This window comes from Streptomyces sp. 12E (assembly GCF_055633275.1).
This window is the reverse complement of sequence record NZ_JBVNCJ010000001.1, coordinates 5,922,500-5,935,958: the sequence shown is the minus strand read 5'-3', so window position 1 is coordinate 5,935,958 and position 13,459 is coordinate 5,922,500. Positions and strand designations below refer to the sequence as shown.

General features: G+C 71.9%; 15 protein-coding genes and 1 pseudogene. 8 read left to right on the top strand and 8 right to left on the bottom strand.

Translation table 11 applies throughout. The features are described 5' to 3' along the window. Window positions 1–47: 47 nt before the first annotated feature. Genes ACZ8ZB_RS27250 through ACZ8ZB_RS27235 form a run of 4 tightly spaced genes read left to right on the top strand, consistent with a single transcriptional unit; the run spans window position 48 to window position 3,838 of the window. Window positions 48–2,426: a sensor histidine kinase gene (locus ACZ8ZB_RS27250; protein WP_470740263.1), complete on the top strand. Its 2,379-nt coding sequence runs from the start codon at window positions 48–50 to the stop codon at window positions 2,424–2,426. Window positions 2,427–2,462: 36 nt separating this feature from the next. Next, the gene (locus ACZ8ZB_RS27245) at window positions 2,463–2,894 is read left to right on the top strand and encodes a roadblock/LC7 domain-containing protein (protein WP_381224952.1); all 432 of its coding nucleotides are present in this window, start codon (window positions 2,463–2,465) and stop codon (window positions 2,892–2,894) included. A 1-nt stretch (window position 2,895) separates the two neighbouring features. Further along, on the top strand, window positions 2,896–3,255 hold the full coding sequence (locus ACZ8ZB_RS27240; protein ID WP_470740262.1) for a DUF742 domain-containing protein: 360 nt from the start codon (window positions 2,896–2,898) through the stop codon (window positions 3,253–3,255). Next, on the top strand, window positions 3,242–3,838 hold the full coding sequence (locus ACZ8ZB_RS27235) for a GTP-binding protein (protein WP_470740261.1): 597 nt from the start codon (window positions 3,242–3,244) through the stop codon (window positions 3,836–3,838). Before ACZ8ZB_RS27240 ends, ACZ8ZB_RS27235 begins: the two co-directional genes overlap by 14 nt. A 43-nt stretch (window positions 3,839–3,881) precedes the next feature. On the opposite strand, the gene ACZ8ZB_RS27230 is transcribed toward ACZ8ZB_RS27235, so the two are convergent. The 6 genes from ACZ8ZB_RS27230 to ACZ8ZB_RS27205 form a co-directional block, all read right to left on the bottom strand. Further along, a complete protein-coding gene (locus ACZ8ZB_RS27230; protein WP_470740260.1) occupies window positions 3,882–4,841 on the bottom strand; it encodes an ABC transporter substrate-binding protein in 960 nt (319 codons plus the stop codon). 74 nt (window positions 4,842–4,915) lie between these two features. Beyond that, complete coding sequence (locus tag ACZ8ZB_RS27225) at window positions 4,916–5,581, bottom strand: ABC transporter permease (protein ID WP_470740259.1); 666 nt, start codon at window positions 5,579–5,581, stop codon at window positions 4,916–4,918. Continuing rightward, window positions 5,578–6,276, bottom strand: coding sequence for an ABC transporter permease (locus ACZ8ZB_RS27220; protein WP_470740258.1), 699 nt, complete (start codon window positions 6,274–6,276; stop codon window positions 5,578–5,580). Before ACZ8ZB_RS27220 ends, ACZ8ZB_RS27225 begins: the two co-directional genes overlap by 4 nt. After that, the gene (locus ACZ8ZB_RS27215) at window positions 6,273–7,397 is read right to left on the bottom strand and encodes an ABC transporter ATP-binding protein (RefSeq protein ID WP_470740257.1); all 1,125 of its coding nucleotides are present in this window, start codon (window positions 7,395–7,397) and stop codon (window positions 6,273–6,275) included. Before ACZ8ZB_RS27215 ends, ACZ8ZB_RS27220 begins: the two co-directional genes overlap by 4 nt. Before the next feature lie 152 nt (window positions 7,398–7,549). Next, on the bottom strand, window positions 7,550–7,849 hold the full coding sequence (locus ACZ8ZB_RS27210) for a hypothetical protein (RefSeq protein WP_470740256.1): 300 nt from the start codon (window positions 7,847–7,849) through the stop codon (window positions 7,550–7,552). A gap of 220 nt (window positions 7,850–8,069) precedes the next feature. Further along, entirely contained in the window at window positions 8,070–8,234 is a 165-nt protein-coding gene (locus ACZ8ZB_RS27205; protein WP_470740255.1) for a hypothetical protein, read from the bottom strand. Window positions 8,235–8,395: 161 nt separating this feature from the next. On the opposite strand from ACZ8ZB_RS27205, the gene ACZ8ZB_RS27200 reads away from it, so the two are divergent. From ACZ8ZB_RS27200 to ACZ8ZB_RS27185, 4 genes are all read left to right on the top strand, one after another. Next, window positions 8,396–9,238 carry an aminoglycoside phosphotransferase family protein gene (locus ACZ8ZB_RS27200; RefSeq protein WP_470740254.1) on the top strand — a complete coding sequence of 281 codons (843 nt, stop codon included), beginning with the start codon at window positions 8,396–8,398 and terminating at the stop codon, window positions 9,236–9,238. Between the two features lie 139 nt (window positions 9,239–9,377). Then, on the top strand, window positions 9,378–9,962 hold the full coding sequence (locus ACZ8ZB_RS27195; protein WP_470740253.1) for a TetR/AcrR family transcriptional regulator: 585 nt from the start codon (window positions 9,378–9,380) through the stop codon (window positions 9,960–9,962). A 78-nt stretch (window positions 9,963–10,040) separates the two neighbouring features. After that, window positions 10,041–11,387, top strand: coding sequence for an MFS transporter (locus tag ACZ8ZB_RS27190; RefSeq protein ID WP_470740252.1), 1,347 nt, complete (start codon window positions 10,041–10,043; stop codon window positions 11,385–11,387). A gap of 25 nt (window positions 11,388–11,412) precedes the next feature. Continuing rightward, entirely contained in the window at window positions 11,413–12,171 is a 759-nt protein-coding gene (locus ACZ8ZB_RS27185; RefSeq protein ID WP_470740251.1) for an SDR family NAD(P)-dependent oxidoreductase, read from the top strand. Between the two features lie 128 nt (window positions 12,172–12,299). Here the strand turns inward: ACZ8ZB_RS27185 and ACZ8ZB_RS27180 are convergent. Both ACZ8ZB_RS27180 and ACZ8ZB_RS27175 read right to left on the bottom strand, forming a co-directional pair. Continuing rightward, a pseudogene (locus tag ACZ8ZB_RS27180) lies at window positions 12,300–13,025 on the bottom strand (FAD:protein FMN transferase); the annotation flags it as partial. Between the two features lies 1 nt (window position 13,026). Further along, window positions 13,027–13,425: an FMN-binding protein gene (locus ACZ8ZB_RS27175; RefSeq protein ID WP_470740250.1), complete on the bottom strand. Its 399-nt coding sequence runs from the start codon at window positions 13,423–13,425 to the stop codon at window positions 13,027–13,029. Window positions 13,426–13,459: the final 34 nt, after the last annotated feature.

Below are 13,459 nucleotides of genomic sequence, written 5' to 3'. Positions count from 1 at the left end.
ACCGCCCGTGCGTACCCCTCCCACCATCCGACCGCTCTAGGACCACGATGTCTCCACGGACAGGTGCCCGGCGCCGCCTCGGCTCCATACGTCTCTCGCTGTTCCTCCTCGCCCTGGTGCCCAGCGTCACCCTCGCCGGCATGTGGGGCCTGACGACGATCCAGATGTTCTCCGAGGGGCTGCAGTTGCGTTCCCAGACGGAACTGAGCCGGTCGACCGGCGCGATGGGCACGCACGCCACGCTGGCGTTGCAGCAGGAGCGCCGGCTGACCGCCGCGTGGCTGGCCGAGCCGGACACCCCCCGGACCGCCCTGGAGGCCCAGCGCAAGAAGACCGACGACGCGGTGGCGAAGCTGGTCGGGCAGGCGGACGCGATCGCCGAGGCGCCGGCGCGCATCTCGGACCGCATGTACGGGGTGCTCGGCTCGGTGGGCAGCCTGGAGTACTACCGGGACCAGGTGGACGCGCCCAGCGACATCACCGCCGAGCAGGCACTCGACCAGTACACCTCGATCATCGACGACCAGATCCACGCCTTCCAGGAACTCTCCCAGGTCGACGACGGGGACCTGACCTCGCAGGCCGGCCCCCTGGTCTCGCTGGAGCACGCGGCGGAGCTGGTCTCCGAGGAGGACGCGCGGCTCACCCTCGCCTGGCCCTCCGGGCGTCTGGACACGGAGGGCTGGAGGGAGTTCGCGGAGCTGGTGCACACCCGCCGCTGGCTGGTCGACGACCAGATCATGCCCTCCCTGCGCGGCGAGACCAGGACCCAGACCGAGCGGATTCTGCAGAGCCCCGAGTGGCGTGCCCTGGAGGCGGTCGAGGACCAGGTGCTGGCGACCGCGCCCACCGGCGAGAAGCGCACCGTCGAACTGCCGGACCTGCGGGAACGGTGGGACGAGGCCATGGACCGGGTCTCCCCGCAGTACGCCGCCATGATCCGGCAGCAGACCGACGCGCTGCTCGTCCGCAGCGCCGACGAGGCCCGCAGCCTGCTGCTGACGGCCGCCTCCCTGAGCGCCGCCGGACTGCTCGCGCTGCTGCTGTGCGTCGGCCTGTCCTGGCGCATCACCCGCTCGCTGTCCCGCCGGCTGCGCGGTCTGCGGATGGCCACCCTCGGCCTGGCCGAGGAGCGGCTGCCCGATGTGGTGGCCCGGCTGGAGCGGGGCGAGAAGGTCGACGCGGAGTCGGCGACGACCCCGCTGGACTACGGCCACGACGAACTGGGGCAGGTCGCGCAGGCGTTCAACACCGCACAGCGCACGGCCGTGCACACCGCGATCGAACTCGCCGACACCCGGCGCGGTTTCCAGAAGGTCATCCTCGGCATCGCGCGGCAGAGCCAGAACCTGGTCAACCTCCAGCTCAGCAAGCTCGACGCGCTGGAGCGCCGGCACACCGACCCCGAGGTCCTCAAGGGTCTGTACGAACTGGACTCCACGGCCAGCCAGTTGCGCCGCTACGAAGAGAACCTGGTGATCGTCAGCGGCGAGCGCCCGGGCCGCACCTGGAGCGAGCCGGTCGCTCTGATCGACATCGTGCGCAGCGCCGTCGGGGAGGTCGCCGAGTACCAGCGGGTGGAGGTGCTCACCGAGGAGGAGGTGTCGCTCGCCCCGCCCGCGGTGGCCGACGTCATCCACCTGCTGGCCGAGCTGATCGACAACGCGACGGCGTACTCGCCGGCGCCGAGCCCCGTCACGGTGCGGGCGGCGCTGGTGGCCAAGGGCCTCGCCGTCGAGATCGAGGACCGGGGCCTCGGCATGTCGGACGACGACTACGCCTCCCTGAACGCCCAGTTGGCCAAGGCGCCGCAGTTCGACGTGGTGGCGCTCGCCGACGACCTCCGGCTCGGCGTGTTCGTGATCTCCCAGCTCGCGCACCGGCACGGCATCTCCGTGACCCTGCGCTCCTCGCCGTACGGCGGGACGACGGCGATCGTGCTGATCCCGCACGAGATCGTGGTGCGGGACGCGCCGTCCGGCTCCGGCCCGCGGGAGACGCGCGCCGGCGCCGCGAGGGACCGGGCGGACGAGGAGCGGGGGGAGACCGCGGCCGCCGGTGCGAAGCGGGCCGCGGCGTCCCGGTCGGCGACCGTCGTCCGGACCGCCCCCGCACCGGCCGCACCGGAGCCCGCGCCCCGCCGGGACGGGCTCACCCCGCTCCCCCGCCGGGTGCCGCAGACCAGCCTGGCCGCCGAACTCCGCGAGGAGTCCGTCCCGGACGCCGAGGACGACTCCGGTGACTTCACCGCGGAGCACGCCGCATCCTCCCTCGCCGGCTTCCAGCGCGGCACGTCCCTGGCGCGGGACGACGACACCGACGAGGCCGGACCACAGGACGACGCGGACGAGGCGGACGAGGCGGACGAGGCGGCGCACGTGCCCGCCGCTCCCGCCGAGTCCCCGGCTCCGCCCGCCGACCGCTGACCGCCGACCGCCGACCGTTTACGAAGGAACACCGTCATGACACGCCCCATCCCCGCCACCCACACCCAGCTGGACCAGCTCCTGACCGGACTCGTCGAGCGGGTCGCCGACGTGAACCAGGCCGTGGTGCTCTCCGAGGACGGGCTGGTGGTGAGCAAGTCCACCGGCTTCCTGCGGGACGACGCGGAACGCCTGGCGGCGACCGCGTCCGGTCTGATGAGCCTCAGCAAGGGCGTCAGCATGGACTTCCGCGGCGGCCCGGTGCGCCAGGCGCTCATCGAGATGGCGCACAGCTACCTGATCCTCACCTCGGCCGGTCCCGGCGCCCATCTGGTGGTGCTGACCGGTCCGGGCGCGGACGTCGGCGTGGTGGCGTACCAGATGAACATGCTGGTGAAGAAGATAGGCGAGCACCTCAGCGCGGCCCCGCGGGACACCGCGGGGCCGGCCGTCGACCCCGGCGCGTGAGGTGGGCGGAAGCGACTCGGCGGGCCGGCTCGTACGACCGTTCACCCTGACCGGTGGCCGGACCCGGCCCAGCCGTGCCGACTTCACGCTCATCACGACGGTGACGGCGGTGGATCCGCAGCCCGAGGGGGCGCCCCGGCCGCAGCCCGAGCACTCCCGGATCCTGCGGCTGTGCGCCGAGCCGATGGCGGTCGCCGAGCTCGCCGCGCGTCTCGACCTGCCCATGAGCGTGGTCGTCATCATGCTGTGCGACCTGCTGGAGGCGGGCCGGATCACCGCCCGTCCGCCGCGTCCCGTCGACCGCACCGCCGTGGACCTGGATCTGCTGCAGAAAGTGAGGGAGGGCCTTGGCCGGCTCTGACACCACCGCGCGGGCGTCCGCCGGGCGCCCGGCACCCGACACGGTCAAGATCCTGATCGCCGGTGGCTTCGGCGTGGGCAAGACGACCATGGTCGGTTCGGTCAGCGAGATCGTCCCGCTGCGCACCGAGGAACCGCTGACCATGGCGGGTCTGGGCGTCGACGACCTGAACGGCGTCGAGGAGAAGCGCGCCACCACGGTCGCCCTGGACTTCGGCCGGATCAGCGTCTCGGACGACCTCGTGCTGTACCTCTTCGGCACGCCGGGGCAGCAGCGGTTCTGGTTCATGTGGAACGACCTGGCCGTCGGCGCCCTGGGCGCGGTGGTCCTGGTGGACGTGCGCAGGCCCAAGACCAGTTTCGCCGCGATCGACTTCTTCGAGCGCCGGGGCATCCCGTTCGTGATCGCCGTCAACGGCTTCCACGGGGAGCACCCGTACCCGGTCGAGGACATCCGGGACGCGCTGACGCTGCCGGACGGCGTGCCCGTGCTGCTGTGCGACGCGCGGGAGCGGGAGTCGTGCCGGGACGTGCTGATCGCGCTGATCGACCGGCTGATCGCGCAGGCGGCCCCGGCGCGGTGAACGGCCTCCGGGGTGCGGCCGGCCGGCCGCACCCCGGGCGGGCTCAGTCCAGGCCGGCCGACTTCAGCCAGGCCTTCGCCACGTCCAGCGGGTCCTTCTTCTCCAGCTGCACCTGGGCGTCCAGGCCGAGGAGGGTCTCGGTGTCCAGCTTCGCGGAGACCGCGTTCAGCGCCTCCACTCCTTCCTGGGGCAGCCCCTCCTTGGAGACCAGCGGGGTGACGTTGGCGAAGCCGAAGAGGTTCTCCGGGTCCTTCAGGACGACGAACTCCTCCTTGACGATGGTCGGGTCGGTGGTGAAGACGTCCGCGGCCTGGACCTCGTTCTGGCTGAGGGCCGCCTGGGTGAGCGGGCCGCCCGCGTCGAGCGCCTTGAACGACTTGAACTTCAGGCCGTAGACGGTCTCCAGGCCCTTCAGCCCCTGCTGCCGGGTCTGGAACTCGGGCGAGCCGCCGATCACCAGCTCCGGCGCGATGTCCTTGAGGTCGGCGAGGGTCGACCCGTCGGTCAGGCCGTGCTTCTTCGCCGTCTCGGCGTTGACGCTGACGGAGTCCTTGTTCTCGGCGGGCGAGGACTCCAGCAGGGTCAGGGACTTGTCCAGCTTCGCTTTGACGGCCTCGTTCACGGCCTGGGCGGACTCCTGCCCGGCCTCGGGGTCGAGGTAGGCGAGGAGGGAGCCGTTGTACTCCGGCAGGACGGTGACGGAGCCGTTCTTCATCAGGCCGTACGTCGTCTCACGGCTGCCGATGTTGTGCTTGTAGTCGACCTCGAGGCCGGCGGCGCGGAGGGCCTCGCCGTAGATGTCGGCGAGCAGGGTGGACTCGGCGAAGTTGTTGGAGCCGACGACGACGGTGCCGGCTTCGGCCTTCTCCCCGTCGAGGGGGTTGTCCGAGGTGTCGCCGGAGGAGGAACAGCCCGCGAGCAGCGCCGCCGCGGCGGCGAGCGCGGTGGCCGCCGCGCCGGTGTGCCTCGTCCTGTACCTGCTGCTTTTCGCGGTGGAAGTCATTCGCCGATCCAATCCAGCCGCTCACGGTGAGTCAAGGACGTCCGGATCACGTTTGCCGCACGACCGGCCGTACGTCAGCGTCTGCGCACTCCGGGCGACACGGCCAGCCGTCCGGCCGCCCAGAACACCGCGAGGGTGAGCAGCGCCAGGACGGCCACCAGGGTGGCGCCGCCGACCACCTTCTCGTAGTCGCGCTGGTAGAGCCCGTCGATGATGTACCGGCCGAGCCCGCCGAGACTGACGTACGCGGCGATGGTGGCCGTCGACACGATCTGGATGGCCGCGGAGCGCAGGCCGCTGAGGATCAGCGGGAGCGCCACGGGCACCTCGACCCGGAAGAGGATCCGCGACTCGTGCATGCCCATGCCCCGCGCGGCGTCCACGGGGGCGGGGTCGACGGAGCGGACCGCCTCGTAGGTGGTCACCAGGATCGGGGGGACGGCCAGCACGACCAGCGGGATCATGACGGGCAGCAGGCCGAAGCCGATCAGCAGGACGGCGAGCACCAGCAGGCCGAAACTGGGCAGCGCGCGGGCGGCGTTGGCGAGGAAGGCGAGCGCGTTGCCGCCGCGTCCGGTGTGGCCGGTGAGCAGGCCGACGGGCAGCCCGACGGCGGCGGCGACGGCGAGGGCCAGCAGGGAGTACTGGAGGTGTTCCCAGAAGCGCTGCGGGATGCCGTCGTAGCCGTGCCAGTGGGCGCTGTCGCTGAAGAAGGCGTTGACGAAGTTCAGGACGTTCACCGGGCCGCCCCCTCCGGGGTGATCTCCACCCGCCGCGCGGCGGGTTCCGGACGGGTGCCGCGCGGCATCCACGGCGTCAGCAGCAGCCGCAGCGCGACCAGCAGGACGTCGCACAGGATCGCCAGGGCGGCCATCGTGACCACGGCGTTCACCGCGAGTTCGGGGCGGTCGTACTTCTGCGCGGCGGCGAGCAGGTTGCCGAGGGCGCCCTGGTTGCCGATCAGGGCGCCGACGCTGACCAGGGAGATGCTGGACGCGGTGGCGACCCGGAGTCCGGCGATGACGGCGGGCGCGGCGATCGGCAACTGCACCTGGAGGTAACGGCGTACGGAGCCGAAGCCCATGGCGGTGGCCGCGGCGAGGGTCTCGTCCGGCACCGAGCGCACGCCGTCGACGATGGCCGGGACCAGGACGACCAGGCTGTACAGGGCCAGCGGGATCATCACGGTGAGTTCGGTCTGGCCGGTGTAGTCGATGAGGACGACGAAGAACGCCAGGGAGGGGACGGCGTACAGCACGGTCGTCAGGCCGAGCACGGGCGGGTACAGCCAGCGGAAGCGCCCGCACAGCTGCGCGATCGGCAGGGCGAGGAGCAGCCCGGCGGCCACCGGCAGCAGGGCCTCCCTCACGTGCAGGCCGATCAGCCCGGCCCAGCTGTGCTGGAGGTCGCTGGGGATGTCGAAGAAGCCGGTCATCCCGCGACCTTCTCCTCGTCGGCGCGGCCGGCCGTGTGGGCGGCGCGGATGGCCTCGCCGATGGTCTGCTGGGAGACGACGCCGGTCACCCGGCCGTGGCCGTCCACGGCGACCGCCCGGCCGACGGGTGAGAGCACGGCGCAGTCGAGGGCGACCCGCAGGGAGTCGGCGCCGGGCACGAACGGCCGTCCGTACGGCAGCAGTCGGTCCGTGCGGATGTCGCCTGCGGCCAGTTCGTCGCGCTCCGCCCAGCCGAGCGGGCGGCCGTCGGCGTCGGTGACCAGGAGGTGGGAGGCCTCGGCGGCGGCGATCCGTACGGCGGTGGCGTCGGCCGGGATCACGGCGTCGGTGGTCAACTCCAGGGCGGCGGAGGGGAAGAAGGACAGCCGCCGGATGCCGCGGTCGGCGCCGAGGAAGTCCTCGACGAAGCCGTCCGCGGGGTTCGACAGCAGTTCGGCGGGCGGCGCGTACTGGGCGAGCCGGCCGCCCTCGCGCAGCACGGCGACCATGGTGCCGAGTTTGATCGCCTCGTCGATGTCGTGGGTGACGAAGACGATGGTCTTGCCCAGCTCGTCCTGGATGCGCAGGAGTTCGTCCTGCAGTCCCTTGCGCACCACGGGGTCGACGGCGGAGAACGGCTCGTCCATCAGCAGCACCGGCGGGTCCGCGGCGAGCGCCCGCGCCACGCCGACGCGCTGCTGCTGCCCGCCGGAGAGCTGGTACGGGTACCGCTTGGCCAGCGAGGGGTCCAGGCCCACCCGCTCCATCAGCTCCGCCGCCCGCTCCCGGGCCCGCTGCTTGCCCCAGCCGAGCAGGCGGGGCACGGTGGCGATGTTGTCGACGATCGTGCGGTGCTGGAAGAGCCCGGCGTTCTGGATGACGTAGCCCATGGACCGGCGCAGGGTGGTGACCGGCTGCCGCTGGATGTCCTCGCCGTCGAGCAGGATCGTTCCCTCGGTGGGTTCGACCATCCGGTTGATCATGCGGAGGGTGGTCGTCTTGCCGCACCCCGAGGGCCCGACGAGGACGGTGATCGAGCGGTCGGGGATCTCCAGCGACAGCCGGTCGACCGCCACCGTGCCGTCCGGGTACCGCTTCGTGACTGAATCGATCCGTATCAAGACGCGGAACACCCTTCCGGTGGGCGGACGGTTCTGGCCTGGGCCTGACGCCGGTCGAGTCTAGACGGTGCCCCTGATAAGCGCCTCGAAGCACCGGACGCCCGTGTCGCCACCGGGACGGGCGCCGGGGCGCGTTCGGGAAGCGCCGCGGGTCAGCGCTCGACCTCCTTGATCTTCGGTATGTACACGGCAATCTTGTCGAGCTCACCCGCCTCGGCGTCCGCCCGTACGAGCGGGTCATCCCGATGCCCACCGAGCTGTCCCCCTTCCAGCGACAGCCGGGCACCGTCCGGGGCGTCATCGCCCCGGCCACGGTCCTCGACATGGTCGGACGCCGCTGCGAAGAGATCACCGAGACGAACCCGGCCTTCGCGGGCACCAGGTTCGCTCCCCACGACTTCCGCCGGCTCTTCGCCACTGACAATCGCCGACGGCGGCCTGCCGGTCCCCATCGGCGCGGCCCTGCCCGGACACCCGAATCCATAGACCGCTCAGGGCTGCGTCGCGGTCTTCGCCGCGGATGTCGTCAAGCACCACCGGGAGTTCCTCGACCACCGCCGAGCCCTGCGTCCCGAGGACGAGCACACCGACGTCACACCCGGGACGGGCGGAGTCCGAGAGCACGTCGACAAGCGCAAGGCCGAACTCGGCAACTGCGCTCGCCCCTGCGGATCACCCTGCCGGCACGAGCACGCCCGCATCCGGTGCCCCGTGTTCCACGCTCCAGGTCGGCACAAAGATGTTGCCCAGGCTCGCCGGGTCGGAGAAGAATCGCTTGCCGAGACGCAGGAGGGCCCACGAGGAGCAGTGGCTCGGTGAGACCGAAGGAATCGACATGCCGCCCACCTTCCTCCGGACCAAGCAGGCAGATGCCGCACGACTCACACGCCGGGTCCCCGTGGGCCCGGGCGTCCCACGGCTGCGCAACCAGGAAAAACGCACCAGAACGCCTGTCGTCCCCGGGCGAGTACGCGTACACAACGATGAGGGAGGACCGCATGGAGCCGTCAGAACTCCGCCGAGCAGTCGAGGCAGCACGGGCGACCGCTTCGGAGCTGGGCCTTCAGGCCGACGATGTGGCCGTCATCCACAACTCGGACCGCGTCGCGCTGCGCCTGGCCCCTTGCGATGTTCTGGCTCGGGTCGCACCTTCGGGGCATCTGGCTGATTCCGCGTTCGAAGTAGAGGTGGCTCGCCGTCTCGCCGACGTCGACGCTCCGGTGGCCGAGCTCGACCCTCGTGTCGCCCCCCGGGTCCATTCGCGTGATGCCTTCGCCATCTCGCTCTGGACCTACTACGAACCCGTGGCGTCAGGGATCGCGCCGGCCGACTACGCGGACGCGTTCACGCGGCATCACGCCGCCCTGCGGCAGATCGATCTGGACGCACCGCATTTCACCGATCGAGTCGCCACGGCACTGAGAGAGGTGAACGACCGGGACCGGTCCCCCGAACTGTCCGGTTCCGACCGGGAACTCCTCAGCAACGCTCTCACCGGTCTGAGCGCCGCGATCAGCGTCGGCAAAGCCGACGACCAGCTGTTGCACGGCGAGCCGCATCCGGGCAACCTCCTGAACACAAGGAGGGGGCCGCTCTTCGTGGACCTCGCCACGTGCTGCCGTGGACCGATCGAGTTCGACCTCGCCCACGCACCCGAAGAAGTGGCAAAGCACTACGCGGGGGTCGACCACGACCTGATCCACCGATGCCGCGCCCTGAACTGGGCGATGTTCTCCGCCTGGCGCTGGCGCCGAGACGACCAGATGCCCGACCGGGACCACTGGAGAGCCGAAGGACTCAACCAAGTTCGTGCCGCACTCGATCGTTGCGGACTGGGCTGAACCGGAGACGGAGGGGCCGTCGGGCCGGCCCCGATCCGCCGCGCCGGGTGCGGCGTCCCGAAGCCAGGAGTCGTCACGGGCCCGGCCACGGCGCACAGTTGCTTGACCGTCCGTTCCAGATACGCCTATGGTCTTCGACGTGGCCAGGACCAAGGAATTCGATCCGGACGCCGCGCTGCAGTCGGCCCTTGAGCTGTTCTGGCGGCGCGGCTACGAAGCGACGTCGATAACGGACCTCGTCGAGCACCTCGGCATCGGCCGCGCCAGCATCTACGCGACCTTCGGCAGCAAGCACGAGTTGTATTTGAAGGCCTTGGACCGGTACTCCGAGACGCGCGACCCGGCTCTCCTCGCCGAGTTGTCCCAGCCGGGCCCCGCACTGCCCGCGGTGCGGGCGGTGGTGCGTCGCTTCGCCGCAGAGGCCGCCTCCCCGGAAGGCCGTCTGAACGGCTGCTTCGTCACCAACACGGCAGCCGAGCTGGCCCCGCACGACCCCGCGGCGGCCCGACGGGTCGAGATCAGCTGGGAGCACGTCGAGACCCTGCTGCACTCCGCGCTCGTACGGGCCCGGGCTCAGGGCGAGCTGCCCGAGGGCCGTGATCCGCACGCGCTGGCCCGCATGCTGCTCGTCCTGCTGCAGGGGGTACGGATCGTCGGCAAGGCGTCGAACGATCCCGCCCGGGTGCGGGACGCGGCCGAACAGGCCCTGGCCCTGCTGGACTGACTCGCACCCGTCAAAACCACCGGGCCCCTTTCGCATGCCCAAATAATGAACCGATCGGTCAAATATCAGGAGGCCGGCATGACCGCCACGGGCACTGCCCGCGTCGCCACCGTGCAGCAGCGGTACGCCTTCGTCCTCCTCGGCAGCGTCCAGACCACGCTGATCTTCACGCTCGCTGCGCTCGCCATACCGCTTCCCCTCATCGGGCGCGAATTAGACCTGCACCGCGCCGACTTGATCCTGCTCAGCGCCGCCTACGGACTGACCTTCGCCGGGCTGCTGCTCTTCGGCGGACGCCTCGCGGACCGCTATGGCGGGCGGCGTGCCCTCACCTCAGGCCTGGTCCTCTTCGCCGCCGCCTCGGCCGCCGCCCCGCTCGCCTCCGGCATGGGGACACTGCTCGCAGCGCGCTTCACGCAGGGCACGGGGGCAGCTCTGATCGCGCCCGCCGCCATGGCCTTGCTGCGGACCGTCTTCCCCTCCCCACCCGCGTACGGCAGGGCGATGGCCACCTGGGGCGGGCTCTCGGTACTCGGCGCGACCACGGGCAATCTGCTCTCCGGCGTCATCTCAGCTCTGCTGTCCTGGCGTTGGACCTTCGCCGTACCACTCGTGGTGGCCCTCGCAGCCCTCACCCTCACGTTCCGGCTGCTGCCGGACATCACTCCGAGCCGGGGCAGGGCTCTCGACCTGCCGGGCGCCCTGCTCGCCACCGCCGGGATCACCCTCGCCAGTTACGGACTCGTCGTCACCGACGCCCTCCCCTGGTCGTCGGCCGGCGTGCTCGTGCCGCTGCTCTGCGGGGCCGCGCTGCTGGCCGCCTTCTGGTATGCCGAGCGCCGCGCCCGCGACCCGCTGCTGCCGCCCCGCTTCCTGCGCGGCCGGCGGCGGGTCCTCGCTCTCGCGGCCATCGCACTGAGCGCTTGCGGGACCGCGCTGACCTTCGTGGTCCTCTCGCTCCACCTCCAGCAGGCGCGCGACTGGTCACAGCTGCAGACCTCGGCGGCGTTCGTACCGTTCGCTGTCGCGCTGATCGCCTCGGGCCGGGCGGCAGGGCCGCTCATCGGCCGGTACGGGGCCCGAACCGTCACAGCGGCCGGGCTCTGCACAGGCGCGGGCGGGCTCGCCCTCCTCGCGCTCACCGGGATCGACGCGCACATCTCATACGGGTATGGACTGCTGCCGGGCCTCGTGCTGCTGCCGGCCGGCACGGCGGCCTCCTTCGCGGGAGCCGCCGTGCTCGCCACCGAAGGCGTGCCGCAGCAGCAGACCGGGCTCGCGGGCGGCGTGCTGAACACCGCGATGGAATTCGGCCCGACCGTCCTGCTCGCGATCCTGCTCACGCTCGGCAGCGACGCATGGTCGCTCGCCGCGACGGGGGCCGGCCTGGCCCTCCTGACCCTCCTGACCCACCGCACCAAGTAATCCACCACTCGAGGGAGCCACCGAAATGAACCGCTTCACCGGCAAGACCGTCCTCGTCACCGGCGCAGGCTCCGGCCTCGGCCGCGCGATCGCGCTCGCCTTCGCCGCCGAGGGCGCGTCCGTGGTCGCCGCGGGACGCACCGCGGCCTCCCTGGACGAGACGGTCGGTCTCATCGAGGCCACCGGCGGCACGGCCGCCGCCGTCACCGCCGATGTCACCGACTCCGACCAACTCCGGAACCTCGTACGTGAGAGCGTCACCCGCTTCGGCGGACTGGACATCGCGGTCAACAACGCCGGAATACTCCGCGGCACCGTACCCGTCGGCGAGGTGAGCGAGGAGGACTGGGACGCGGTGCTGCGAACCAATGTCACCGGCGTCTGGCTGGCCATGAAGCACGAGATCGCGCACATGAGGGAGAACGGTGGCGGCGCCATCGTCAACATCTCCTCCAACCTGGGCGCACACCTGCGGATCCCGAACGCCGCCGCCTACATCACGTCCAAGGCGGCGGTCTCCGCGCTGACCCGCGCCGCCGCTCTCGACCACATCCACCAGGGCATCCGCATCAACGCCGTCAGCCCCGGCGCCTCCGCCGCCCCCATGTCGTTGCGGCCCGGCGAGACCGAGGCCGACCGCGCCGAGCGAGTGAAGACGGAGAACCCGCTCGGCCGGGTCGCGGAAGCCGAAGAAGTGGCGGCCGCGGTGCTCTACCTCGCCTCGCCCGCGGCCGGCGCGGCGGTCGGCGCCGACCTGGTCCTCGACAGTGGGTCCTCGGCCTGACGGTTCGCAGGCTTCGGCGGCACCCTTCCCCGGCAAGGAACTCCGCCACGACGGGCCGGAACGCGAGCCGCGTCCCCACCGGAGCGGCCGCACCACGGCGCCGCGGCGGGCGGCTGCGCCGCCTCCCCCGTCGCGCCCGTCGCCGGGAAGCCCGGGGACCGCACGACCCGGCGGTCCGCCCTCACGGCGAAGACCTCGCAGCCGGGGCGGGCCGCGGCCCACGGGATGCCCTCCGGGCCCAGGGCGAAGGCCGCCGTGGCGACCGCGTCCGCCTCCGTCAGGGTGGGGGCGGTGACGGTCAGGGCGAGCAGGCCGGTCGCCGGGCGGCCGGTGCGGCCGTCGACGATGTGGTCGCCGCGTTCATAGCGCGCGGAGGTCGCGACCGCGCCGTCGGTGAGCTCCACGACGGTGCACAGCCGGTCGGCGTGTTCCGGGTGCCGTACGCCCACGCGCCACGGCCCGCCGGCGGCGACCACGTCCCCGCCGGCGTTGAGGCAGAACCGGCGGGCTCCCGCCGCCCGCAGCAGCTCGGCGCCCCTCTGCACCGACCAGCCCTTCACCACCGCGCACGGATCGAGGCGCCGGCCCGGCAGCCGTGCGTCGAACGCGCCCCCGGTGGCGGTCCGGTACCGCTCGCAGAGGGCGAGGACCTCGGTGAGGTCGGTGCTGAGCCGGTCCGGGTCCAGTTCGCCCCGGTCCAGGCGGGAGACCTCGCTGTCCTCGCGGAACGGGCTGAAGCGGGCGTCGGTCTCGCGCAGCCAGGCGAAGAGGTCGTCCGCCGCGGATTCCTCGAACCCCTCGTCGTCGACGCGCAGCGACACCGGGAAGCCCATGACGTGTTCGACGCGCCGCACGTCAGGAGCCCTGTGCGTCGAGGGCGGCCTGCAGGGACTCCCGGTAGCCGTCGCTGGTGACGGTGGCGCCGGAGACCGTGTCGACGTCGGCGCTCTGGGCTTCCAGGGTCTCCTCGATCAGCACCGGCACGGCGGCCGTGGTCTGCGGGTGGTCCGGCTGCCGGAGCATCCGCACGGCGCTGATGCGGTCGCCGTCGAAGGTGACCTCGACCTGCACGGGGCCCTTCTCGGTGTCGACGGTGGGACCGGCCACGACCCGGGTGGTGCCGCCCGGGGAGGTGGACACCGAAGGGGCGGGCGCGGGTTCGGCGACCGCCGGCTCCGGGGCCGACGGGGTGTGGCGCCAGACCGGGATCAGTCCGGCGACGCTCAGGACCAGGACGGGCAGTGCTCGTTTCACGGTGTCCTCCTCGTTCCCTTCGTTTCCCTCGTTC

Bases quoted from the DNA above. Each gene is read 5' to 3' on its own strand.
- ACZ8ZB_RS27205 (WP_470740255.1), bottom strand. From the start codon at position 8,234: ATGTCGATTCCTTCGGTCTCACCGAGCCACTGCTCCTCGTGGGCCCTC.
- ACZ8ZB_RS27210 (WP_470740256.1), bottom strand. From the start codon at position 7,849: ATGGGGACCGGCAGGCCGCCGTCGGCGATTGTCAGTGGCGAAGAGCCG.
- ACZ8ZB_RS27250 (WP_470740263.1), top strand. From the start codon at position 48: ATGTCTCCACGGACAGGTGCCCGGCGCCGCCTCGGCTCCATACGTCTC.
- ACZ8ZB_RS27220 (WP_470740258.1), bottom strand. From the start codon at position 6,276: ATGACCGGCTTCTTCGACATCCCCAGCGACCTCCAGCACAGCTGGGCC.
- ACZ8ZB_RS27230 (WP_470740260.1), bottom strand. From the start codon at position 4,841: ATGACTTCCACCGCGAAAAGCAGCAGGTACAGGACGAGGCACACCGGC.
- ACZ8ZB_RS27185 (WP_470740251.1), top strand. From the start codon at position 11,413: ATGAACCGCTTCACCGGCAAGACCGTCCTCGTCACCGGCGCAGGCTCC.
- ACZ8ZB_RS27190 (WP_470740252.1), top strand. From the start codon at position 10,041: ATGACCGCCACGGGCACTGCCCGCGTCGCCACCGTGCAGCAGCGGTAC.
- ACZ8ZB_RS27200 (WP_470740254.1), top strand. From the start codon at position 8,396: ATGGAGCCGTCAGAACTCCGCCGAGCAGTCGAGGCAGCACGGGCGACC.
- ACZ8ZB_RS27245 (WP_381224952.1), top strand. From the start codon at position 2,463: ATGACACGCCCCATCCCCGCCACCCACACCCAGCTGGACCAGCTCCTG.